The sequence below is a fragment of the Shewanella olleyana genome (assembly GCF_023283825.1).
Classification (GTDB): Bacteria; Pseudomonadota; Gammaproteobacteria; order Enterobacterales; family Shewanellaceae; genus Shewanella; species Shewanella olleyana.
In genome coordinates this window covers 121512-144256 of record NZ_JAKILD010000001.1, presented here as the reverse complement: position 1 = coordinate 144256, position 22745 = coordinate 121512, and the positions used below count along the sequence as shown (strand labels likewise).

Below are 22745 nucleotides of genomic sequence, written 5' to 3'. Positions count from 1 at the left end.
AACCTAAAAAGATCAACAGGCCCTAGCGACTAATTATGATTAGTCCAAAATATTACCCTAAGGATAATCTCAGTTGCCACCTGGAGCAATGTTTTCTACATCGGTATAAGTGCTACAACTCAATATCATCAATACATCACTAACTCAGAATTAGAAAGGTGTTGATAATGCAAGTAGCGCTCATACTGATTAACAATATCAGCAATAATTTGCTCTTGAGTATACCCCATCACATCATAATGCTGACCACCATGCTCTAAGAACACTTCAACTCTATAGTAATCTTGGTGACTATCAAACGTTTCAACTTCTGTACCATTCATCGTAAATGTGCGTATACGCAACCCATAAGCAAACGGTGAAGTGTCATTATCTGAATTTCCTATGAGCAACCAGACACGTTCGTTGACCTCTGTAATGACCGCTGGTACATTTTTATTTAGGAAGGTGTGTTTAACTTCTTCCAGAGCAGGTTTTGCAATAATATCTAAAAACCGTTGCGCATCACTTTGACTAGGCTGTGAGACTAAAATATCGATTCGATCTTTCCAGCTCATGTGTGCTTGTGCAAACTGAACACTGGTATTGTGTTGTTGAACACTTTCAAGCTTCAAACGATCATCTTTAAGGGCTTTATTTAAGCCAATACACATCAAAAACATGACCATCAAAAATGGCATTGCACTTGCTATCGCCGCCGTTTGAAGGGCATGTAAACCACCTGCAACCAGTAAAACAGAAGCAACGACGCCTTGTAAAACGGCCCAAAACAATCTCTGCCATACCGGTGAAGTCCTGTCACCACCAGATGTTAGGTTATCAATAACTAATGAACCAGAATCTGAAGAAGTGACAAAGAAAGTGACCACTAAAAATAACGCTATCATGGATAAAATAGTGGTGAATGGAAGATATTCAAAGAACTTGAATAATGCCACCGAAACATCATTGCTCACTGCTTCCGACAAATAAGTTGCACCATGATTCATAATCGCATCAATTGCAGTATTGCCAAAAACCGTCATCCATAGGAAGGTGATCCCTGTCGGCACAAATAGCATACCCATTAAGAATTCTCGAATGGTTCGCCCACGACTTACTCGGGCAATAAAGGTTCCTACAAATGGAGACCAAGAAATCCACCAGCCCCAATACAGTAATGTCCAACCACCAATCCAATCCTCTTTTTGCTCATAGGCATAAAGATTAAATGTTTTATTTACAATATCGCTAAGATAGCCACCCGTGTTTTGTACAAATGCTTGTAACAGCATCACCGTTGGGCCGAGAAACAGAACCGCTAATAATAAAATTAATGCTAAAAAGAGGTTCAACTCACTTAAGCGTCTAACCCCTTTATCTAAACCAGCAACAACCGATATTGTGGCTATGGCAGTGATCCCAAGGGTTAAAAAGACTTGAGTAGAAATATCGTTAGGGAATCCGTCGATTAAGTAGCTCAAACCTGAGTTTACTTGCAACACACCAAAACCCAATGACGTAGCAACGCCAAACATAGTACCGAGCACTGCAAATGTATCAACCGCATGACCAATAGGTCCATAAATCCGTTCACCGATTAATGGATATAAACCAGATCGTGGTAATAATGGTAATTTGTGCCGATAAGAAAAGTAGGAAAGACTCAGTGCAACCACAGCATAAATTGCCCAAATATGCAGACCATAGTGGTAAAAGGTGATTTTTAGCGCATCTTTAGCCGCTTGAATCGTTTCAGCTTCAGCCTCTGGTGGTGCTAAGAAGTGCATCACAGGCTCTGCGACACCAAAAAACATTAAGCCAATACCCATACCTGCTGAAAACAGCATTGATATCCAACTTTTGTTGCTGTAATCAGGCACAGAATGATCTGGACCAAGCTTAATATCACCGTAGCGGCTCAGCATCACATAGATAATAAATATCAAAAAGATGCCAACCCCAAGGATATAAAGCCAACCAGCTTTAACCTCTAACCAGGTTTGAATTGATTTAAAAAAATGGCTAACGCTTTCTGGCCATAAAGCACAGAATAAAACCATCATAAAAATTAGTATTACAGAAGAATAAAAGACAGGCGGGTTAATACTCGACTTCTTTGACATGATAGAGAACCAAGATAAGTAACGATAAGCTGCTAAAAATGTTCGTAAAAAGTTGCATGCTCATTCAGAACAAACTTAACAAATATTTTCGATTTCAAGCAACCGTAAAGGGTTGTTTTAACATATAAGACTATAAATATAGTCACGCTGCTGATAATAATCTACTTTACTGGGAGTGAACTATTAGCAATAGAAATGCCGGCAGTTAGGTTAAAACGCATAGCATCTTCAAAAGACCAATCTACCTCTATTAGATCCTCTCGTTTAACTAAACTTGTCACCCCCGCCATTTGATAGCTTAACTGGAATAACACCGGTACCCAATCACCTTCAGGCAGAGCTTCTGTTAACGGTTGCGGCGCAGTTTGATTCATTATAAAACCAACCACATAGCCACCATTAGCTTGTTTAATTAACACGGTTTTTTGATTCTTTGGCTTGCCATCTCGCTTCATTAAACCTGCAATATCACGAATACTGCCATAAACAGACTTGAACAACGGAAACTTCATTAGTTGTTGTTCTATCCAGCCATAAAGCCAAGCAAATGGACTAAATGAAAATAATATTCCAGAGATAAATACCAATATAGCAACTAAGATAAAACCAGCACCTACAAAGGTATTCTCAAGGTCAACAATATCCAGCAATAAGTGACCCAGACCATCTAAGGATATAAATAACGACCAAAATAACCACAGACTCAATACCATTGGCAATAAGTTAGTTAGTCCACGGGAAAGGGTATTTTTCATTTAGCTCACGAGAAAGAAGATTCAGGAGAAAATGTTAACACAGTTTGCTCATTAGTCACTTCGCATATACGGGATAGCTAATTGAGCAACTACAACATTGTGAACTTCATCACACGCAATTTAAAAGTAAAGACAATATCAGTGTAAATAAGTTAGTTTTTTGAAGCCGAAAAAGACAACCATTGATGGCGCCCTAATTCTAAAACCACCCCAACAGCCAGACCAACTGCAGTGTTAACGATAAGGCACGCTAACGCTGTGGTAAAAATAACAAAGATGCAAAACGGTTTTCCATCAATAAATCGCTTAGACCAGGCAAGCTGAGTTCCGGCAATAGCCAGTAAACTTCCTAATACCGCAAGAGGAATAAGTGATAGCACGGCTGCAATTCCCTGCCCCCAAAATGCCGCAATCAATAAACAGCTGAGACCAAAAATAGCCGGAGCTATCCAAGTGCGAGCACCAAAGTGATGTTGAACGGCAAGACCGCCTGCACCATGACACATAGCTCCGCCGCCAAATGGTGCCATCAGTAAATTCGCCCAGCCTGAACTTTTCGCAAAAGCTTGCGAGGTAAATTTATCGCTGTCTTCAGGAAATTTATCCTTTGCCATCGCCGATATCGCAATAACCGCATTCGTTAAGGTTAACGCTAATTGCGGCAGTACTAACAAAATAGCAGCCGAACTCCACTCATGGTTTTCAGGCCAACTTAAATGCCAAGGAGCAGCCTGAACGAAATCAAAACTGGGGGCACTTTGGCTGAAATATTGCCAAGTTATGCCCATTAAAATGACTAATGGCATCACAATATATTGCATTGGCATGAAGCGGCTTAAAAATAGTGCAGCAAAAGCAAGTAAACCAACCCCCCATGTCTCGCTCATCATAAAGCCACCCATCCAAATCAATTGAATACCAATGGCTAATTGGATCCCAATACTGATTGCAGGTGATAACTGTTTAGCCATCCACTGAATAATACCGCTGTAGGCTAAGATGAGTAAGATTAGCCCCATTAACATTGCCGATGCTTGAAGCATTCCTGGAGTTAATCCTTCTGCAATCACAAGAGCACTGATGACTTTCATAGGCTGTATAGGAATTGGCCTGCGATAATAAAAAGCAGTAAACAGTGCAAAGCATCCAAAGCCTAAGAATATGCCTTGGGGTGAGAATTGATTAAGAGCGATAAGCCCTAATACAAGCGGAAGGAAGGTTCCTAAGTCGGCAAAAGCGCCACTTAATTCACCAGATAGTTTATTGACATTATTTAGTTGAGGAGTCTTACATCTCATATATCTTGCCGTAAGGATTGGATATATAAAGATAGCAATTTAAGTGCCAGAAATTAATTGTGATCTAATTCATAAAAATATCGTTATTTTAATAACTTATATAAAATACCACGACAAAATGACTCAATTTAACATTCTTTTATTGGTCATTTTGTCCAAGTTAGTAGATATATTCAAACAACTGAAATTCATATTGTGGTTTCCAGCTTGAAATCAAAATACTGCGAGAATAAAACGAGAACTAAGTATCATCGCCTGCATTATAAAAACAGGTATAAAGAACAAGCATATAAAACAGGTATAAAAAACAGGCTAGAAAGCAGGCATAAAAAAGCCCCAACTAAGGGGCTCTTCTCGTAAACATTAAGTCCGTAAAACACTAACCCGTAAATGATTAATCCGTGAATGATTAAATCGTCAATGGATTATCACTGAAACGACAGCGAGTCATTTACATGTTTAAATCTTTTTCCATATCTTCATAAGAAGTATGACGAACATCTTTACCTTTCACAAAGAAGATAATGTATTCACAGATGTTTTTACAACGGTCGCCAACACGCTCAACAGCGCGAGCCGCCCATAGTACGTCTAATACCGCAGGAATTGAACGAGGGTCTTCCATCATATAAGTCATAAGCTGGCGGATAATACCTTCATACTCTTTGTCTAACTTGGCATCTTCTTTATGCAACTCAAGTGCGTTTTCTGCATCCATACGTGCAAATGCATCAAGGGTCGCATGAAGCGTACGAGTAGCATGACGGCCCATGTTTTCAATGCTGACCAGTAATGGCTGCTGGTTGTTTAAACGCTTATCTAATGCCGCTTTAGCAATACGCACACAAGCATCACCAATACGCTCTAAATCAGTAATAGTCTTGCCTATGGTAATGATTAAACGTAGATCGCTTGCTGCAGGCTGACGCTTAGCAATAATACGGGTACACTCTTCATCAATAGCCACTTCCATACCATTGACTCGATGATCGCCATCAATCACTTTCTGTGCAAGTTCAGCATCAAGTGATGCTAATGCATCAAGTGACTCTTCAAGCTGACGCTCGACTAAGCCACCCATCGCTAAAACGCGGTTACGAATATCTTCTAATTCAGCATTAAACTGACCAGAAATATGCTTATTTAAATTTTTGTTTTCCATTACTGTATCAACCTTTATTCTTTAAAATATTGACCGAAGCCATCGGCTATTCATGCCAGTTCAATTAGCCGTAACGACCTGTAATGTAATCTTCTGTCTTACGTTTTTGCGGCGTAGTAAAGATAGTATTAGTATCAGCGTACTCAATTAGCTCGCCCATGTACATAAAGGCGGTTTGGTCTGATACACGCGCAGCCTGTTGCATGTTATGGGTAACGATAACAACAGTATATTTTGATTTAAGCTCGGTAATTAGCTCTTCAATCGTTAAGGTTGAGATTGGATCCAATGCTGATGTTGGTTCATCAAGTAATAATACTTCTGGCTCAATGGCAATCGCACGAGCAATAACAAGACGTTGTTGCTGACCACCCGATAAACCAAAGGCGTTATCGTGTAAACGGTCTTTTACTTCATCCCAGATTGCCGCGCCGCGTAATGAACGCTCAGCCGCTTCATCTAGTTCACGACGATTACTCACCCCTTGAAGACGTAGACCGTAAACCACATTCTCATAAATTGATTTTGGGAATGGGTTAGGACGCTGGAACACCATTCCAACGTTACGGCGAAGTGCTGCTACATCAACTTGTTTGTCATAAATGTTCTGACCATGAAGTAAAATTTCGCCGTCAATATGACAAGTTTCAACTAAGTCATTCATGCGGTTAATACAACGTAACAGCGTTGATTTACCACAACCACTTGGGCCAATGAATGCTGTCACTTGGTTTTTCGGGATTTTCATGCTCACATCAAATAGAGCTTGCTTATCACCATAACGTAAATCTAGGTTACGAATTTCTAGCGCAGTATCCTGTGCAGGTAGGTTAGCTAAATCGACAACTTCAGATTTAATAGCGCTTTGATCAATAGAAATCATTTTTCTTTTTTCCTCAGGATATCGCTAATTAATGTTCTAGCGAACGGAATTTTTCACGTAAGTGATTACGTACACTAATAGCTGTTAAGTTAAGTGTCACAATCACAGATACTAATAAGAATGAAGTTGCATAAACTAATGGTCTAGCCGCTTCTACGTTAGGACTTTGGAAGCCAACGTCGTAAATATGGAAACCCAAATGCATAAACTTACGTTCTAAATGGACAAACGGGAAGTTCATATCAATGGGTAATGTCGGTGCGAGTTTAACAACACCCACTAACATCAATGGCGCGACTTCACCTGCCGCGCGAGCAACAGCCAAAATAAGACCTGTCATAATTGCAGGGCTCGCCATTGGAATAATAATGCGCCATAAGGTCTCAAACTTTGTCGCACCTAGCGCTAAACTACCTTGACGTACAGCACTTGGGATACGGCTTAAGCCTTCCTCAGTCGATACAATCACAACTGGCAATGTCAAAATAGCTAATGTTAGTGCTGACCAAATCACACCAGGCGATCCAAACGTTGGCGATGGTAATGCTTCAGGGTAAAACAGTTGGTCTAACGAGCCACCTAACATGTATACAAAGAAGCCTAAGCCAAATACACCGTAAACAATTGACGGCACACCCGCTAAGTTAATTACCGCAATACGGATCATCTTAGTAATTGGGCCTTTCTTAGCATATTCATGTAAGTAAATCGCAGCAACAACCCCAAACGGCGTCACAATTACGGCCATTAACATTACCATGAATACCGTACCGAAGATGGCTGGGAATACCCCGCCCTCAGTATTGGCTTCACGTGGGTCATGGCTAACAAATCGACCTAAACCAACAAACCAATGAACCACTTTATCAAAACTGTTCATGCGGTTCACGTAGCTAACATCTAAAACTGAATCAAGTCTAAGAATGACTTCTTCACCGCGCATATCACGAATGATGACTGAGTCACGCGCAGCTTCATCACGCAGTGCAAACAAGTCCTTTTCCATGACAAGGTAGTCTAGGTTTAATTGCTCAGCTTGTGCATCAAGGTCGGCTTTAAGCTCAGGAGTTAACTTACCGTCAAGCTCATAACCACGTTCTTTTAATCGAAGACGCTCAAGTGCGTAGTTAACTGACCCAATTTCAGACTTTTGCAATTGAAGCGCTTGCTCACCAATGCCCACAGCGCGGTCAATATGATCTTCTAACGCTGTTTCAATTTGCCCGCCTTTAAGCGGTAAACGCTCGCCATTTTCGATAACGGCAACTGGATAACCATAAAAATTACCATTTTTAGTACGCTCAAACATGGCGATATCAGCTGGCTTTTCACGGCTAACAATGTCTGTTGCCAATATCCAGCGGAAATCCAGCCCGACAAACTCACGGTTACCTGTTTTCACAAGGTAGCGAGTGACAAACTCACCAGGGTGTTCTTTAAAAGTATGACCTGCCGAAATCAAACGCTCAGTAGGCACATCTTCACGGTCATAAATTTCACCGATTAATGTCGACTTAACACCTTGGTTATCTTCCATTTCCCACTGATAAATATCAGCAGGCCAGAAGTAACTTAATCCGCGCCAAGCAATCAATAACAACAAACCAAGTACTGCAATCAAGCTGATACTTACTGCACCACCAGTCATCCATATCCATGGAGAACCTGATTTAACCCACTTACCCATTGCTCAAACCTCTCAAGGCGATTGGCGAAATATTAAATACTGTTTTCATCTTCATTCCTTAAAGTGAGCTGTAACGTTCGCGTAGACGCTGACGTACCACTTCTGCAATGGTGTTAAAAACAAAGGTAAATACAAACAAGACGAATGCTGCAAGGAACAATACACGGTAATGCGAACTACCAATGGCAGATTCTGGCATTTCAACTGCAATGTTAGCGGCCAAGGTACGCATACCTTCAAACACACTCCATTCAAGAATTGCCGTGTTACCCGTTGCCATCAATACAATCATGGTTTCACCTACAGCGCGGCCAAGGCCCATCATCACTGCAGAGAAAATACCTGGGCTTGCTGTAAGCAAAACCACACGGGTTAATGTCTGCCAGTTTGTTGCACCTAGTGCTAACGAACCGTTTGATAAATGACGAGGTACCGAGAAAATCGCATCTTCAGCAATCGAGAAGATAGTTGGAATAACCGCAAAGCCCATCGCGATACCAACAACAAACGCGTTACGTTGGTCGAAAGTAATGCCTAGCTCGTTAGTGATAAATTGACGCGTATTACCATCGAAGAATGCAATCTCAATCACTGGGCTAATTTCAAATGAGAACCAACCGACAAATAAAATCACTGGAATGAGCATGATTTCTTGATAGGTCTCAGGCAGACGCTGCTTCCATTTAGCTGGTAACTTGCTCCAAGAGTATGCGCTGACCAAAATACTGGTTGGTAGCAGTGTCAATAACACTAAAATACCCGGCAGATGCTCTTCGATTAACGGCGCTAACCATAAACCAGCTAAGAAACCCAAAATAACCGTTGGCAAGGCTTCCATAATCTCAATAGTCGGTTTAACCACACTACGCACTTTTGGCGCCATGAAGTAAGCGGTATAAATTGCACCGGCAATAGCAATTGGCACAGCAAATAACATCGCGTAAAACGCTGCTTTCATGGTACCGAAAGCCAGTGGCATTAAGCTTAATTTAGCTTCAAAGTCATCTGAGCCAGACGTTGACTGCCAAACATATTGCGGCTCAGGGTAACCTTCGTACCACACCTTCTGCCACAATGCGCTCCAAGAGACTTCTGGATGGTCATTATCAACCGCAAAAATGTTCAGGCTGTTATTAGCTTCAACAATCAATGCGTTTGAACGCGGGCTGAATGCCATTTCACCAGGCTGAGCAATATTAAACGTGTCAGTGAATAAGTTACGTTGACTCGTGGTATACAGCAGTGACAACTCACCTTCTGGGCTCACAACCGCAAAACTCTTACGGTAAAACTCAGTAGCGATAGTTTGCACTGGAGAATCTATTTCGAAATCACGAATTTTTTGATACAAACGACCATTGCGGCTACTCACCTGAAAATACTGGTCAATAGTGCCATCTTCGTAATTCACTAATACTGAACTTGCACCCGCTAATAGACTGACGTTTGATACTTTATTACTGCCGTCTTTTACATCTATCACTTGCAGTAACGTTGGCTGATCAGTATCACGGATATTGTAGATAAAAATCTTATCTGGCGTTGGTAGGATTAATTGACGATGATCTGGTGTCATCAGTGCTGTTAATGCATTCTTAGGTGCATCTTCAACAACCGTTAGGTCTGAATACCACTCGACTTCTTCAGTCATCATGTTTTCTTCGCCTTCAAGGCGATTCAGTTTCCATGCACCGTCATTATCTTGGTAAGCAAAACCGATGCGGCTATCGATATAGTCAAACACCAAGTTATTTAACGGCTGACCTTGGTCTACCATAATCGGCGTTTCACCGAGTGGGTAACGTAAACGTGGCGTAATGGTACGTACGTTATCTGGATACGTTACGCCAAAATCGATTCCAACAACTAATGCCTCACCAGAACTTAAGCCAAGCGCAAAGCGTTGCTCATTTGGCTTAGCTTTAGCGCTACTTACGACAGTAGCGCCTGCTGGAAGCGGCGGGTTAAAGCTTTTAATTAGCTGTCTGCTTGCTACTGAATAAAAATCAACTTGACCATCAATAGTAACCCGATAAGCGATTTCATTTTGCTCATCACTGCCAACCATTAATGTGGCGACATCAGTATTCTGATAGCTAATCGTTGAAACAGGTTCAACATCAGCACCATCAAAAATAGGTTTTATGACGTACAATAAGTAAAAGAAAATCAACAACAAAGCGACAAAAACCATGGTTCCACCCACAGTAACTCCGACTTCAGCTGCCTTATCCGTAAATGCTCTTCGATTCGTTCGTCTACTGACTAGCAAACTCTTCGTCTCAGAACCAGGCTGACTTACCTGACTTTCCATTCAGAACCTCTATAATTAATCGTCAGCGAAATTTCGCTATGATTGTTTAATCCGCTGTGTTACTAAATAAATAGCTGTTTTATTTACCTAAACTGACAGTTTCCACTTTCTAAGTTATTAGTTGGTGTAAAAAACAGTAGTTTAGCGAGCTTATATGACACTTTTTGGATGCCAATTTTAATTGGCTGAATTATATGACGTAAATATGACAGTAGTGTTACAGCAGATTTATTTGTTAAGAATTTGGGAGTTTCAATTATGTTGCGTTACTTGATTACCTTGCAAGCCCCTGATAGAAAAGGACTAGTTGAACAAATAGCAAATGTTATAAGTCGTCACAATGGTAACTGGCTAGATTCTGAGATGCGTCATATCGATGGTGTTTTTGCCGCTATATTACAGTTGGAAGTCTCTGCATTAAAATGGGATGCAATGTTAGATGCTTTAGAGTGCATTGACGGCCTAAATTGTACCTACTGCAAAACAGGTCATATTGCAGAGCCAATTAAACGACTAAGCTTTAATTTGGTTGCCTATGATCGTGAAGGCTTAGTGCTTGAAATATCAAACAAGATTAATGCACTTGGGATTAACATTGAGCAATTTAGTAGCCAACAAGAAACAGCCAGCCACAGTGGCATTGCACTCTTTAGAGCCACGATGGGTTTAGGTTTGTCCGATCCAAGCCAAGAAGAGCAATTAACAGATTCGCTTTACGAATTGGGCGACGATGTTGTATTAGACAAACTAAGTAAAAGTGCATAAAACTTGCGGTATGTAATACGCAAACACTTATATTCTGTGTAAATGGCGGTAGTAATATCCAGTTCAGGCATTCAGCATAAACTTATAACATCGGCGAACTCAGTAATCGATTCGCTGATGCGATAAGCATGATATCAACCCAAATACCCTTTAGTTGCTTCTAAACAACCTTCTAAAAAACTCCATCTATCAACAAATTTAAAGCTTCATATAATTGTCATAAACCTCAGCTGCACTTAACGGCTTATTCAATCTAAAAAACCGTTTAAATTTACCTTCAAGCATCTGTTAGACTAACCACAAATGATAAAAACAATGAGTAAATGATGTTAGGAACGCTGTCTAAAATGCGCACTCAGCTTGATGAGCAAAATGAAGTGCAATACAAATTACCTGTGGGCGATGAAACTATCGACCTCAATCCATTAATCGGTAAAACACTAACCCTAACTCACACGGGCAATATCTTCTGCAGTAGTTGTGGTAAAAAAACCAAAAAGAGTTACTCTCAGGGTCACTGCTATGTGTGTATGTCAAAGCTTGCAAGCTGCGATTTATGCATCATGAAGCCTGAAACCTGCCATTATGATAAAGGCACCTGTCGTGAGCCTGAGTGGGCCCAAAATCATTGCTTTGTACCGCATTATGTCTACCTATCAAATACTTCAGGTATCAAAGTCGGTATTACTCGTTACACTCAAATACCGACTCGTTGGATTGATCAAGGCGCGACACAAGGGCTACCTATTTTCAAAGTTTCTACTCGCCAACTATCAGGTTTAGTCGAAGTAGAATTAGCCAAGCTAATCAACGATAAGACAAACTGGCAGGCGATGCTTAAGGGCAATGCTGAAGATGTTGATTTGGTCGAAATGGCCAATAAACTGATCCCTGTGATTGAAGAACGTTTACAAGAAATCAAACAAGAAAATCCTGATTTTGTTATTGAGCGCTTAGATGATTCTATTCAAGGGATCAAGTTCCCTATCACTGAGTTCCCTAAAAAAGTAAAGTCCCATAACTTCGATAAAACCCCTGAAGTGACGGGTATTTTGCAAGGAATTAAAGGCCAGTACTTAATATTTGATACTGGCGTAATCAATATTCGTAAGTTTGGTTCGTACGAAGTGAATGTGGCAGTTTAATCGCTAAAGCGCATTAACTAACAATAAAAAAGGCCGCTGATGCATATCAGCGGCCTTTCATTTTTTCAAAATTTTATATGAGGAGTTTCAAAAAACTACATAAGGTGATTAGGCACCGAATTAAGCATCATGGTCGTCAGATGATCAAAACGCAGCTCACGATTTTCAATGGGCTCATCAATGTCAGTAAAACCTTGAGCAAGTACTTTCCAAACAGGCTGGATACGAATTGGAGTAAATAACGCCACCAGCACAGAGCCTTTTTCATAATCATCATCAACCCCTTTGGTTGATAACCCAGCGACTAAACCCGCTCGTTTCATGATTTCTTTATCGCTCATCTCTGACTCTAGTGCCATCCCGAACCCCACTAACATACTAGGTGATTCACTGGCCTCAACATAATGATAGCCCTTTGCTTTCATAATTTTAGTAATCGATAAACGCATATGCCTAACCAATTCAGCATCATCGAGCTTATTCGCGCTATGGATAGTAAACATTGTAGGGTGCCATCCAAAGCTCTTTGAGCTCGATGGAATTAAGCTTAAATCACCAGAGGTTACCATAGTAATTCGACTTGGTACTGGATCTGCACTGGGTTCATTAGTTGCGCAGCCGCTAACTAAAGCCAACACTAAACTCATCCATAAACACCACTGTTTTTTTATCATTTATTGGTTAATCCTATAATTAGAAACTGGCAAGCTCTGTGAAAGTAAAAGCTATAATTAAACACAATAATCAAGCACTATTGTAAAAAAGCACGAGCTGTAGCGTCGATAGTAATTTAACATATGAACCCTAACCTAACCTGACTCAAATTTAATAACAAGATTTGAGAATGTTTTAATGATATTTGAAACACTTGAGAACAAATAACAAAAACAGCTCCAACCACTTTGTCACAAACGTATCTTTGTAATATTAACTTATATCAAGTTTTTATTTGTTCACGCACCGATAACCGCTAAAATACCGTTCTTAAAGCAATTTCTACACTAAAATGACAAGGTCTATGGAACTCATTATTACCATCGCATTATTTGCCTTTTCTGCAGGTATTACGCCTGGCCCTAATAACATTATGTTGATGACATCTGGGGTTAATTTTGGTGTAAAGCGCAGTATTCCTCATTTATTGGGGATCATTGTTGGCTTCCCTAGTATGGTACTCGCCATTGGGTTAGGCCTCAGTGCGGTGTTTCAAGCCTACCCCGTCGCCCACCAAGTTATAAAAGTGGCGGGCATTATCTATCTGCTTTACCTTTCTTGGTTGATAGCAAATAGTTCAAGTAATTTGGAAGGCAAAAAAACTTCAAAACCGTTTAACTTTATACAAGCAGCGGCATTTCAATGGGTTAATCCAAAAGGTTGGATTATGGCCGTTGGTGCGATAGCGACTTTTACAAGTATTGACCAGTCCTTAACACCACAAGTTATTACCATAGCAGTTGTGTTTTTCTTTATCGCATTACCTTGCGCCTCAATATGGCTGAGCTTTGGTGTAGGCTTAAAAAAATTACTTAAAAATGAACGTCAGCAGAAAATATTTAATATCTCAATGGCGTTATTATTAGTGTTATCCATTATCCCCATGGTAGTACCTAACTAGTCGTGTCAAATAAGCAGTAGGAATACAGATGTCAGCGTTAAACGAATACCATTTAGAGACGGCAAACTGGGTCAATAAAGTGATCATGAAATATAACATTTGTCCTTTTGCCCGCCGAGAAGTTGAGCGTAACAGCATTCGTTATTATTGCAGTGAAAACACCAAAGTTAAGCAAGTGATGAAAGATTTCATCGCTGAGTGTGAGTTTTTAGACAATCACCCTGAAGTTGAAACCACCCTGTTCATTATGCCAAGAGGTTTTGAAGGGTTTTACAGTTATCTTGATATCGTCGATTTAGCCAATGACAAGTTATTTGATAATGATTATGAAGGGGTTTATCAACTAGCCAGCTTTCACCCCGACTATTGTTTTGAAGGCGAGCCTCAAGACAGCCCTGCCAATTATACTAACCGCTCACCTTATCCGACGATTCATATTATTCGAGAATCCAGTATGGAAGCCGCGCTTGCAGAATATGATGAACCTGAAACAATTCCAGAGCGAAATATTGCCTTTGCAGAGCGCAAAGGTGCTGATTTTTTTACAGCGTTATTAAAACAATGTCAGGTCAATAAATAACGTTAAACAAACAGCGCAATTAAACTTAAGAGTATCAAATTGAAAAATCCACAACCGATACTGGGCCAAACCGGTATGCTATTTTTTCTCGTTATCATTAGCGCTTTCCCGCCATTAACTATTGATTTGTATTTACCCGCTTTACCAACCATGGTTGAAATGCTCAATACCAATCAATCAATGGTGAACTTAACCCTCAGTAGCTACTTTGTCACTTATGCTTTCGGCCTACTTTTTTGGGGGCCTTTAAGTGAAAAGTTTGGCCGTAAACCTATTGTACTGATAGGTATTAGTGGCTATGTGCTAGCGAGTATTCTTTGCGCCATGTCAGCCAATATTGAGCAACTTATTTGCGCGCGAATTTTTCAAGCATTTTCTGCCAGTGCTGTCACTGTGGTCTCTACCGCAATAGTGAAAGACATTTATACTGGCCGAGAACGTGAAAAAATCATGGCGACAATTATGTCTCTTGTCATCATTGCCCCTATGGTAGCTCCAGTCATCGGTGCTTTTTTACTTCAAGTCGCATCTTGGCGCATGATGTTTGTGGCACTGGCTGTATTTGGCTGTTTCGCAGGAATATTAGCGATCTGTTATCAAGAAACTTTAGATAAAAAGTACCTTGGCTCGATCTTGCGTTCTTGGGGAAGATTAGTAGTGATTATTCAGAACCCAAGATTTGCCTTATTACTGGTTGTTTTTTCACTATCTCCGATGGCATTAATGGGATTTTTAGCGGCAGGCTCTTACATATATATCAACGATTTTGGACTCACCGAACAACAGTTTAGTTATGCATTTGCATTTAATGCCATGTGCGCAGCCTTTGGGCCAATGATTTATTTACGCTTGTCACGCTACATCACAGTAAAAAGAATTATCAGTTTATGTTTTGCCCTGTTGTTTGTAGCGGGTATTTTAACCCTGACAATAGGACATCTATCGCCAATTATCTTTGCCTTTATTGCAGCACCTGCCACTGTTGTCATTATTACCATGAAAGTACCTGGCACCAACTTAATGCTTGATCAACAAAACCATGACACAGGTTCTGCGGTGGCTTTAATTCAGTTTTGCAGCATGATTTGCGGTGCGCTGGGAATGTTACTCGTATCAATGAGTCCTGAGTCATTAATTAAAAACCTTGGAGTTATCCAGCTCTGCGTGGGGCTAATTGGGGTCATTTTATGGTTACTGATTAAAAACAAACCGTTTGTCACGGATAATCTAATCAAAAGTAACTAAACTCATTCGCTGAACGAATTAACTAAACCAACTAAACCAAAAGAACCCACTTGCTTTAACAGCAAGTGGAAACCTCAAGTTGACAAGTTTTTTGCCATCAACTCGGCGACAACTTCAAAATGCTCAAGATCTTGCTCATTTAACCCTTGCGTCATTTGCGCATAAATCTGCTTATCGATTTTCGAGATCTCACCCATTATCATCTGACTTTTCTCAGTTAAGCGTAAACATTGGCTACGCTTATCTTCAGGATTAGGTTCCTTCACGATTAGCTCTTGCGCGATTAAGGTATTCAACAGCCGAGTAACTTGAGCTTTATCGCGATTTAAAAAGTTAGCAATATCTATTGCTGTGCACGGTACTTTCTTGTTGATAATTTTTAATACGCGTACATGCATTGGCGCGATATCTAAATTAAGTTGCTCAATTCTATTATGTAATTGACGCTTCAGGGCGTGTACAAGCTGAAACAGACTGTCTAAAGATTTACGTTCTTGCATAAAAAACCTCACAAACTAGTTGATATTATCAACCAAAAGACTATAGTTGACATTATCAACTACATTAAAGTTAAATTCAACACTGGAGGTTCACATGAGTTCACAGGTAATTCAACCACAAATGATTAATTCAAAAAGTGACTCAGACTCAGCAGCGGTTACTTCAAAAACGCCAATACATATTAAAGTGCTCACTGTCCTAGGCATGGTGACGCTAATGGGCGGCACATTAACAGGTGTGATGACTTTTATAAATCTCGGTTATACCGATAGTTTTTTTAATGACTGGATAAGCTCTTTCCTGCTAGCAATCATTACTGTTATGCCTATCGGCTTTCTGATGATGACTTTACTGACCAAATTATCTGAAAAGCTAATGCCAAATTCAGCAGAGAAAACGAGAAACATACTTGTAGGCATCAGTATGGCATTGATCATGGAATCTGGAATGGCACTTTCAACCACTATTAATAACATTGGTCTTGCAAGCGACGGGATTATTCTAGCTTGGTTCAATACCTTAATTGCTGCATTACCTATCGCCTTAGTCATGATGATAACAGTGTCATTAACCATTAAGCCAAAAGTGGAAGCTTTGCTAAAGAGTTAGCAGCATATTAACCCCCTCGTATTTAAAACATTTTCATAAAACATCACTCAACCAATAAATTTAAGGTATTAATTATGAATACAATTATCCGTAAAGGTCATAGCTACCGCATAACAGTTGAAGAAATTAACTTACCAGAACAACAAACTGGCAAAACATTAGATTTTGAATTACAAGATAGAGAAGACCTATTTAACGTGGTCGACAATTTGCAAAAAGGAAGCGGGCTTGAACCATCATTAGCGACTAAAGTTGCTGTTGCGCTTAGGCTATTAGGGCCTGTAATGATGGAGAATCGTAAGCACCCATTATTTGTGGAGTTTATGCCTCATTTTAAATCATTTATGCAAAACCTTAAAAGCACGGTCAAAAGTACATTAAATAAGTAAAGTTAAATAGGTACTTATAAAACACCTTTTTGTAAGTCACCTTTTGTAATTCACCCTTTGAAAGTCAGATCTAAGTCAATATGTAGATCCTTAGGAGTCATTGAATGAATATCGCTATTACTGCAGCAAGTGGTCAACTTGGTACCGCCATTGTCAAAGCACTATTAAAAATAACGCCCAAAGAAAACATCATTGCCTTAGCGCGCACACCTGAAAATGCAAAGCACTTGAATGTTGAGGTTCGCCCTGGCGATTACAATGAGCCATCACACTTAGAGCAATCTCTACAAGCGATTGATGTTTTGTTACTAGTGTCGGGCATGGATGCACCAGATAAGCGAATAGGTCAACATCGCAATGTCATTGAAGCGGCAAAAAAAGCCGGTGTGAGAAAAATTGTTTACACCAGTGTTCAAGGCGCTGAGGAAAATACCGCCTTCTCCCCTGTTATTCAAAGTAACCGCCAAACAGAGCAAGATGTTAGAGATAGTGGCTTAGATTGGGTCATTGGCCGTAATGGAATCTATATAGAGCCGGATATTGAATACATCGACAGTTATAAAAAATTAGGCTTTATTACTAATTGTGCGAATGATGGTAAATGCGGCTATACCACTAGAAGTGAGCTGGGCTTCGCCTATGCGTGCATGCTCACCAATGATAAGCATAACGGCCAAACTTATAACCTCCATGGCGAAGCACTCACTCAATATCAATTGGCTGACTATATGAATCAAGCCTTTGATACCGAATTGACTTATAAACCCATGACGGTTGAAGAATATCAGCAAGATAGAACTGCTGAATTAGGTGATTTTATCGGTACTGTGATTGCGGGAATTTATCAAGGGATCCAAGAAGGTAAAGCAAATAACCCAAGTCACTTTGTACAAGCGGCAGGCAGAGCACATATTAGTTGGGACGAGTACTTTACTGATTTAAAAAACCATACTAAATAACATTCGACTTGTTCTAGATAGCACAAAGCCCAGTATTTACTGGGCTTTTATATATTTAAGTCACTTAAGAAAATTACTTCACAATCAATCTTTTTGCTCAGCTTTAGTCACTAGTGATGCATTGCTGGCACCTTCTGAACCTATAGTTAATTTACCTTGCTCAACAAGCCAGAACCCTAAACCGACAAACACCCCGCCGCCGACAATATTGCCTAATGTCACCGGAATGAGATTGTTAAATACAAAATTGACTAAGGTTAAGTCGGCATATTGCTGAGGGTTAATATTCAACGCAAGATAAAAGCTTTCTGGCGCAAAAGAATGTATCGCAACTCCCAAAGGCACCATAAACATATTCGCAATACTATGCTCAAAGCCACTACTCACAAACATCGCTACAGGTAATATCATTAAAAAAGATTTAGTTAATAAATCTTTAGTTGCAAACGTCATCCACACAGCAAGACAAACCAACATATTACATAAGATACCCAAGGTGAATGCCTGCCCCCAAGTATGGTGAATTTTGTGCTGGGCAATATTAAGTGCATTAAGCCCCCACTGCCCGCTGTTTAACTCGAACATACGTGACGACATAATCAGCAACACCATAATAAGTGCACCAAGTAAGTTACCACTATAAACCCTTGCCCAGCATTGTAGCTGCGTTGCAGTTTTTATCTGTTTTTGCGCCCAAGGAATTGAAGTTAGTACAGTGCTAGTAAATAACTCAGCGCCACAAACTACCACTAAAATCAGTCCTAAGCTGAATGCAATACCGCCAATAAAGCGCGTCATTCCCCAACCGCTGGTGCTGCCAGTGGTTACCGTGACATAAAATACAAATGCGATAGCAATAAAAGCACCGGCAAATATCGATAAGATGAAAGATTGCCAAGGGCTTTTGGCCACCTTAGCTAAACCAAACTTTTCTGCTTGTTCATAAGTCGTCGGCTCTGACGGCTTATTTGTTAACTCGGTCGTTGAATCTGCCGATTTTTGGCGTTCTTCACCGGTTAATTTCTGCATAAAAACCTCAAATCTTTTAAAACTAAATAGAACTAACAAAGCGAATAAACAGCGTGACTCGTTATAGCAAACTTAACCGCATTTAACGCCACCATTTAATCATACAAATAAATTGGTAATACCAAGAATACTTATGTGAGTTTGGTAATGAAGCTGCTTTTAAAAGTAAAGCTTTCACTAATAAATGATCGGCTTATCTAAAAGATGCTATAAAACAGTATAGCAAAGCTAGCTGGTGATAAGAAAGCGACACAAAGCTAGCCAACAACAAGCCGCAAGAGTAGTCACTAATGATTGAATAAAAAACTTTTTGCTCAAAAAGTGTTAGCCAGATAACATTTTTGTCCATATCTTATTCGATTTTGATTTAATTAAGTGAAGTTGGATAAAACCTATGCTAATATTCTTTGGGTAAATTGGTCTTACCAATTTAGATTTATAAGAATTTTAGTTAACTCAGTAAAAATATTAGTGGGTTAACGCACAGATTAGATGCCTTAGTCATTATCCATTATTAAGGGTCTCAATTTTTTGATATGCCAACTTGGTTGTAACAGTTATCAACTACCATTGTGTGGCACATCAACAGTCAATTAACGAGAAGGTAATTACCATGACCGATAAAACAGAATTATTTGCAAACGCTTGGCAAGGTTTTGAAGCTGGCGATTGGAAAACTGAAGTTAATGTTCGTGACTTTATTCAAAAGAACTACACACCTTATGAAGGTGATGAATCTTTTCTAGCTGGTGCAACTCAAGCGACTGAAACACTTTGGGAAAAAGTGATGGTCGGTATCAAGCAAGAGAACAGCACTCACGCTCCTGTTGATTTCGACACAAAAATAGTTTCTACCATTACTTCTCACGATGCTGGCTATATCAACAAAGATTTAGAAACCATCGTTGGTTTACAAACTGATGCGCCACTTAAACGTGCAATGCTACCTAATGGTGGTATTCGTATGGTTGAAGGTTCTTGTAAAGCATACGACCGCGTATTAGATGAAGACGTAAAATACACTTACTCTGAATTACGTAAAACCCATAACCAAGGCGTATTTGATATTTACACGCCTGAAATCATGGCTTGTCGTAAGTCTGGTATTTTAACCGGCTTACCTGATGCATACGGTCGTGGTCGTATTATTGGTGATTACCGTCGTATCGCACTTTACGGTGTCGATTACCTAATGAAAGACAAGTTCGCTCAGTTCTCTTCACTTCAAGCGGGTTTTGAAGCAGGTGAAGATTTATCAAGCACAATGCAGCTTCGTGAAGAAATTGCAGAGCAGCATCGCGCTTTAGGTCAAATGAAGAAAATGGCAGCTAAATACGGCTGTGATATTTCTCTACCAGCAACGAATGCAAAAGAAGCGATTCAATGGACATACTTTGGTTACCTTGCTGCAGTTAAAAGCCAAAACGGCGCAGCAATGTCATTAGGTCGTACTTCATCATTCCTTGATATCTTCATCGAACGTGATATCGCTAACGGTGTATTAACTGAAGAACAAGCACAAGAAATGGTTGACCATTTCGTGATGAAACTACGTATGGTTCGTTTCCTACGTACTCCAGAATACGATGAGTTATTCTCTGGCGACCCAATCTGGGCAACTGAATCTGTTGCTGGTATGGGTTTAGATGGCCGTACTTTAGTGACTAAGAACAGCTTCCGTTTCTTACACACTTTATACAACATGGGCCCTAGCCCTGAGCCAAACATCACTGTTTTATGGTCGAACGAATTACCACAAGGTTTCAAAAACTTCTGTGCCAAAGTATCTATCGATACTAGTTCTATCCAGTATGAAAACGATGATTTAATGCGTCCTGATTTCGAATCTGACGATTACGCCATTGCTTGTTGTGTAAGCCCAATGATTGTGGGTAAACACATGCAGTTCTTCGGTGCTCGCGCTAACTTAGCTAAAACCATGCTTTACGCTATCAATGGCGGTGTGGACGAGAAACTGAAAATCCAAGTAGGCCCTAAAGCCGACAAAATTACTGCTGACGTTTTAGATTTTGATGATGTAATGGGTCGTTTAGACGGCTTAATGGATTGGTTAGCAACACAATATGTGACTGCACTTAACTCTATCCATTACATGCACGATAAGTACTCTTATGAAGCTGCGTTAATGGCACTTCATGACCGTGATGTTCGTCGTACTATGGCATGTGGTATTGCGGGTCTTTCAATTGCTGCTGATTCATTATCAGCAATTAAATTCGGTACAGTTAAGCCTATCCGTGATGAAGACGGTATTGCAATCGACTTTGATATTTCAGGTGACTACCCGAAATTTGGTAACAATGACCCACGTGTAGATGATATTGCTTGTGACTTAGTTGAGCGTTTCATGGCTAAGATCCGTACTAAGAAAATGTACCGCAATGCAATTCCAACACAGTCAATCTTGACCATTACATCTAACGTTGTATACGGTAAGAAAACAGGTACAACTCCTGATGGTCGTCCAGCTGGCGCGCCATTTGCTCCAGGTGCTAACCCAATGCATGGTCGTGATGAAAACGGTGCAATTGCATCATTGACATCAGTAGCAAAACTGCCTTTTGCTCACGCACAAGACGGTATCTCTTACACTTTCTCTATCGTGCCAAACGCACTAGGTAAAGATGAGACAGGTCGCCGTGCTAACCTTGCATCGCTAATGGACGGTTACTTCATGAGTAACGCTAATAGCGAAGGTGGTCAGCACTTAAACGTGAACGTGATGAACCGTGAAATGCTTGAAGATGCAATTGTGAACCCTGAAAAGTACCCACAATTAACCATCCGAGTATCAGGTTACGCTGTACGTTTCAATGCACTAACAGCTGAACAGCAACAAGATGTAATTACACGTACTTTCACTAAAGGCTTGTAATAATTCTTAAAATTGGTTGTACTAATATTTAGTACAACCTTTTTTTTTTGCTTGTTTGGAGAGCCCATGACCACAGGTCGTATCCACTCTATTGAATCCTTTGGAACCGTTGACGGCCCTGGCATTCGCTATGTCGCGTTTATGCAGGGTTGTTTAATGAAATGCCAGTATTGCCATAACCGTGATACTTGGGATTTAGACGGCGGTAAAGAAGTAACAGTCGATGAGCTCATGAGCCAAATCATCGGTTACAAACCTTTCCTAAAGTCCGGTGGAGTGACAGCAACCGGTGGAGAAGCCATTCTTCAAGCTGAGTTTGTCTCAGAGCTTTTTAAAGCCTGCAAAGAAAATGATTTACATACTTGCCTAGACACTAATGGTTTTGTGCGTAAATACACGCCAGTCATTGACGAATTACTCGACAATACCGATTTAGTGTTACTCGACATTAAACAAATGGATGATGCTAAGCACATCGATTTAACCAAGGTCAGTAATCAACGTACGCTTCAATTTGCCGAGTACTTGGCAAAGCGAAACCAAAAGACTTGGGTAAGATATGTTGTCGTAGACGGTTTTACTGAAGATCTTGCATCAGCCAAAGCATTAGCAGACTTTATTGAACCAATGAAGAATGTTGAAAAGGTAGAGTTACTACCTTATCACCAGTTAGGCACTCACAAGTGGGAAGCGTTTGGCGAAACATACTCGTTAACCGACACTAAACCACCAAGCAAAGACACAATGGATGCCATTAAAGCGGTATTCACAGAACGTGGCATAAAAGCAGACTATTAAAAACAGCTTA

Annotated in this window: 20 protein-coding genes; 10 read left to right on the top strand and 10 right to left on the bottom strand. The window is 40.2% G+C overall.

What is annotated here, in order from left to right:
- Window positions 1-128 precede the first annotated feature (128 nt).
- The 7 genes from L2735_RS00615 to L2735_RS00585 all read right to left on the bottom strand — a co-directional run bounded on the left by L2735_RS00615 (window position 129) and on the right by L2735_RS00585 (window position 10204).
- Window positions 129-2105: a BCCT family transporter gene (locus L2735_RS00615; protein WP_248982874.1), complete on the bottom strand. Its 1977-nt coding sequence runs from the start codon at window positions 2103-2105 to the stop codon at window positions 129-131.
- 161 nt (window positions 2106-2266) lie between these two features.
- Window positions 2267-2860: a DUF502 domain-containing protein gene (locus tag L2735_RS00610; protein WP_248982873.1), complete on the bottom strand. Its 594-nt coding sequence runs from the start codon at window positions 2858-2860 to the stop codon at window positions 2267-2269.
- A gap of 152 nt (window positions 2861-3012) precedes the next feature.
- Window positions 3013-4158, bottom strand: coding sequence for a putative sulfate/molybdate transporter (locus L2735_RS00605; protein WP_248982872.1), 1146 nt, complete (start codon window positions 4156-4158; stop codon window positions 3013-3015).
- Window positions 4159-4609: 451 nt separating this feature from the next.
- Window positions 4610-5320 (bottom strand): phosphate signaling complex protein PhoU, encoded by a 711-nt coding sequence (phoU, locus tag L2735_RS00600; RefSeq protein WP_248982871.1) that lies wholly within the window; start codon window positions 5318-5320, stop codon window positions 4610-4612.
- A gap of 64 nt (window positions 5321-5384) precedes the next feature.
- Window positions 5385-6203: a phosphate ABC transporter ATP-binding protein PstB gene (gene pstB, locus L2735_RS00595; RefSeq protein ID WP_248982870.1), complete on the bottom strand. Its 819-nt coding sequence runs from the start codon at window positions 6201-6203 to the stop codon at window positions 5385-5387.
- 28 nt (window positions 6204-6231) lie between these two features.
- On the bottom strand, window positions 6232-7890 hold the full coding sequence (pstA, locus tag L2735_RS00590) for a phosphate ABC transporter permease PstA (protein ID WP_248982869.1): 1659 nt from the start codon (window positions 7888-7890) through the stop codon (window positions 6232-6234).
- A 58-nt stretch (window positions 7891-7948) separates the two neighbouring features.
- Complete coding sequence (locus L2735_RS00585) at window positions 7949-10204, bottom strand: ABC transporter permease subunit (protein ID WP_248982868.1); 2256 nt, start codon at window positions 10202-10204, stop codon at window positions 7949-7951.
- Between the two features lie 258 nt (window positions 10205-10462).
- On the opposite strand from L2735_RS00585, the gene L2735_RS00580 reads away from it, so the two are divergent.
- Window positions 10463-10969: a glycine cleavage system transcriptional repressor gene (locus tag L2735_RS00580; RefSeq protein ID WP_248982867.1), complete on the top strand. Its 507-nt coding sequence runs from the start codon at window positions 10463-10465 to the stop codon at window positions 10967-10969.
- A 326-nt stretch (window positions 10970-11295) separates the two neighbouring features.
- Window positions 11296-12114: a DUF2797 domain-containing protein gene (locus L2735_RS00575; protein ID WP_248983028.1), complete on the top strand. Its 819-nt coding sequence runs from the start codon at window positions 11296-11298 to the stop codon at window positions 12112-12114.
- Window positions 12115-12209: 95 nt separating this feature from the next.
- On the opposite strand, the gene L2735_RS00570 is transcribed toward L2735_RS00575, so the two are convergent.
- Window positions 12210-12788 (bottom strand): DUF4136 domain-containing protein, encoded by a 579-nt coding sequence (locus L2735_RS00570; RefSeq protein ID WP_248982866.1) that lies wholly within the window; start codon window positions 12786-12788, stop codon window positions 12210-12212.
- Window positions 12789-13132: 344 nt separating this feature from the next.
- On the opposite strand from L2735_RS00570, the gene L2735_RS00565 reads away from it, so the two are divergent.
- The 3 genes from L2735_RS00565 to L2735_RS00555 are packed head-to-tail and all read left to right on the top strand — an operon-like array spanning window position 13133 to window position 15554.
- Window positions 13133-13729, top strand: a complete 597-nt coding sequence (locus L2735_RS00565; RefSeq protein WP_248982865.1) for a LysE family translocator — start codon at window positions 13133-13135, stop codon at window positions 13727-13729.
- Between the two features lie 28 nt (window positions 13730-13757).
- Window positions 13758-14309, top strand: coding sequence for a DUF1415 domain-containing protein (locus L2735_RS00560; protein WP_248982864.1), 552 nt, complete (start codon window positions 13758-13760; stop codon window positions 14307-14309).
- A 39-nt stretch (window positions 14310-14348) separates the two neighbouring features.
- Window positions 14349-15554, top strand: a complete 1206-nt coding sequence (locus L2735_RS00555; protein ID WP_248982863.1) for a multidrug effflux MFS transporter — start codon at window positions 14349-14351, stop codon at window positions 15552-15554.
- 74 nt (window positions 15555-15628) lie between these two features.
- Here L2735_RS00555 and L2735_RS00550 read toward each other — a convergent pair whose 3' ends face one another.
- The gene (locus L2735_RS00550) at window positions 15629-16054 is read right to left on the bottom strand and encodes a MarR family winged helix-turn-helix transcriptional regulator (protein ID WP_248982862.1); all 426 of its coding nucleotides are present in this window, start codon (window positions 16052-16054) and stop codon (window positions 15629-15631) included.
- A gap of 94 nt (window positions 16055-16148) precedes the next feature.
- On the opposite strand from L2735_RS00550, the gene L2735_RS00545 reads away from it, so the two are divergent.
- The 3 genes from L2735_RS00545 (at window position 16149) to L2735_RS00535 (ending at window position 18012) form a co-directional block, all read left to right on the top strand.
- A complete protein-coding gene (locus L2735_RS00545; RefSeq protein ID WP_248982861.1) occupies window positions 16149-16664 on the top strand; it encodes a DUF2798 domain-containing protein in 516 nt (171 codons plus the stop codon).
- A 74-nt stretch (window positions 16665-16738) separates the two neighbouring features.
- A complete protein-coding gene (locus tag L2735_RS00540) occupies window positions 16739-17053 on the top strand; it encodes a DUF3861 domain-containing protein (RefSeq protein ID WP_248982860.1) in 315 nt (104 codons plus the stop codon).
- A gap of 104 nt (window positions 17054-17157) precedes the next feature.
- On the top strand, window positions 17158-18012 hold the full coding sequence (locus L2735_RS00535; RefSeq protein WP_248982859.1) for an SDR family oxidoreductase: 855 nt from the start codon (window positions 17158-17160) through the stop codon (window positions 18010-18012).
- Window positions 18013-18096: 84 nt separating this feature from the next.
- On the opposite strand, the gene focA is transcribed toward L2735_RS00535, so the two are convergent.
- Entirely contained in the window at window positions 18097-19041 is a 945-nt protein-coding gene (gene focA / locus L2735_RS00530; protein WP_248982858.1) for a formate transporter FocA, read from the bottom strand.
- 613 nt (window positions 19042-19654) lie between these two features.
- On the opposite strand from focA, the gene pflB reads away from it, so the two are divergent.
- On the top strand, window positions 19655-21937 hold the full coding sequence (gene pflB / locus L2735_RS00525; protein WP_248982857.1) for a formate C-acetyltransferase: 2283 nt from the start codon (window positions 19655-19657) through the stop codon (window positions 21935-21937).
- Between the two features lie 66 nt (window positions 21938-22003).
- A complete protein-coding gene (gene pflA / locus L2735_RS00520) occupies window positions 22004-22735 on the top strand; it encodes a pyruvate formate lyase 1-activating protein (RefSeq protein WP_248982856.1) in 732 nt (243 codons plus the stop codon).
- Window positions 22736-22745 lie beyond the last annotated feature (10 nt).

Excerpts from the sequence above, each read along its gene's own strand:
- L2735_RS00615 (WP_248982874.1), bottom strand. The coding sequence starts at position 2,105 with ATGTCAAAGAAGTCGAGTATTAACCCGCCTGTCTTTTATTCTTCTGTA.
- L2735_RS00610 (WP_248982873.1), bottom strand. The coding sequence starts at position 2,860 with ATGAAAAATACCCTTTCCCGTGGACTAACTAACTTATTGCCAATGGTA.
- L2735_RS00605 (WP_248982872.1), bottom strand. The coding sequence starts at position 4,158 with ATGAGATGTAAGACTCCTCAACTAAATAATGTCAATAAACTATCTGGT.
- phoU (WP_248982871.1), bottom strand. The coding sequence starts at position 5,320 with ATGGAAAACAAAAATTTAAATAAGCATATTTCTGGTCAGTTTAATGCT.
- pstB (WP_248982870.1), bottom strand. The coding sequence starts at position 6,203 with ATGATTTCTATTGATCAAAGCGCTATTAAATCTGAAGTTGTCGATTTA.
- pstA (WP_248982869.1), bottom strand. The coding sequence starts at position 7,890 with ATGGGTAAGTGGGTTAAATCAGGTTCTCCATGGATATGGATGACTGGT.
- L2735_RS00585 (WP_248982868.1), bottom strand. The coding sequence starts at position 10,204 with ATGGAAAGTCAGGTAAGTCAGCCTGGTTCTGAGACGAAGAGTTTGCTA.
- L2735_RS00580 (WP_248982867.1), top strand. The coding sequence starts at position 10,463 with ATGTTGCGTTACTTGATTACCTTGCAAGCCCCTGATAGAAAAGGACTA.
- L2735_RS00575 (WP_248983028.1), top strand. The coding sequence starts at position 11,296 with ATGTTAGGAACGCTGTCTAAAATGCGCACTCAGCTTGATGAGCAAAAT.
- L2735_RS00570 (WP_248982866.1), bottom strand. The coding sequence starts at position 12,788 with ATGATAAAAAAACAGTGGTGTTTATGGATGAGTTTAGTGTTGGCTTTA.
- L2735_RS00565 (WP_248982865.1), top strand. The coding sequence starts at position 13,133 with ATGGAACTCATTATTACCATCGCATTATTTGCCTTTTCTGCAGGTATT.
- L2735_RS00560 (WP_248982864.1), top strand. The coding sequence starts at position 13,758 with ATGTCAGCGTTAAACGAATACCATTTAGAGACGGCAAACTGGGTCAAT.
- L2735_RS00550 (WP_248982862.1), bottom strand. The coding sequence starts at position 16,054 with ATGCAAGAACGTAAATCTTTAGACAGTCTGTTTCAGCTTGTACACGCC.
- L2735_RS00545 (WP_248982861.1), top strand. The coding sequence starts at position 16,149 with ATGAGTTCACAGGTAATTCAACCACAAATGATTAATTCAAAAAGTGAC.
- L2735_RS00540 (WP_248982860.1), top strand. The coding sequence starts at position 16,739 with ATGAATACAATTATCCGTAAAGGTCATAGCTACCGCATAACAGTTGAA.
- L2735_RS00535 (WP_248982859.1), top strand. The coding sequence starts at position 17,158 with ATGAATATCGCTATTACTGCAGCAAGTGGTCAACTTGGTACCGCCATT.
- focA (WP_248982858.1), bottom strand. The coding sequence starts at position 19,041 with ATGCAGAAATTAACCGGTGAAGAACGCCAAAAATCGGCAGATTCAACG.
- pflB (WP_248982857.1), top strand. The coding sequence starts at position 19,655 with ATGACCGATAAAACAGAATTATTTGCAAACGCTTGGCAAGGTTTTGAA.
- pflA (WP_248982856.1), top strand. The coding sequence starts at position 22,004 with ATGACCACAGGTCGTATCCACTCTATTGAATCCTTTGGAACCGTTGAC.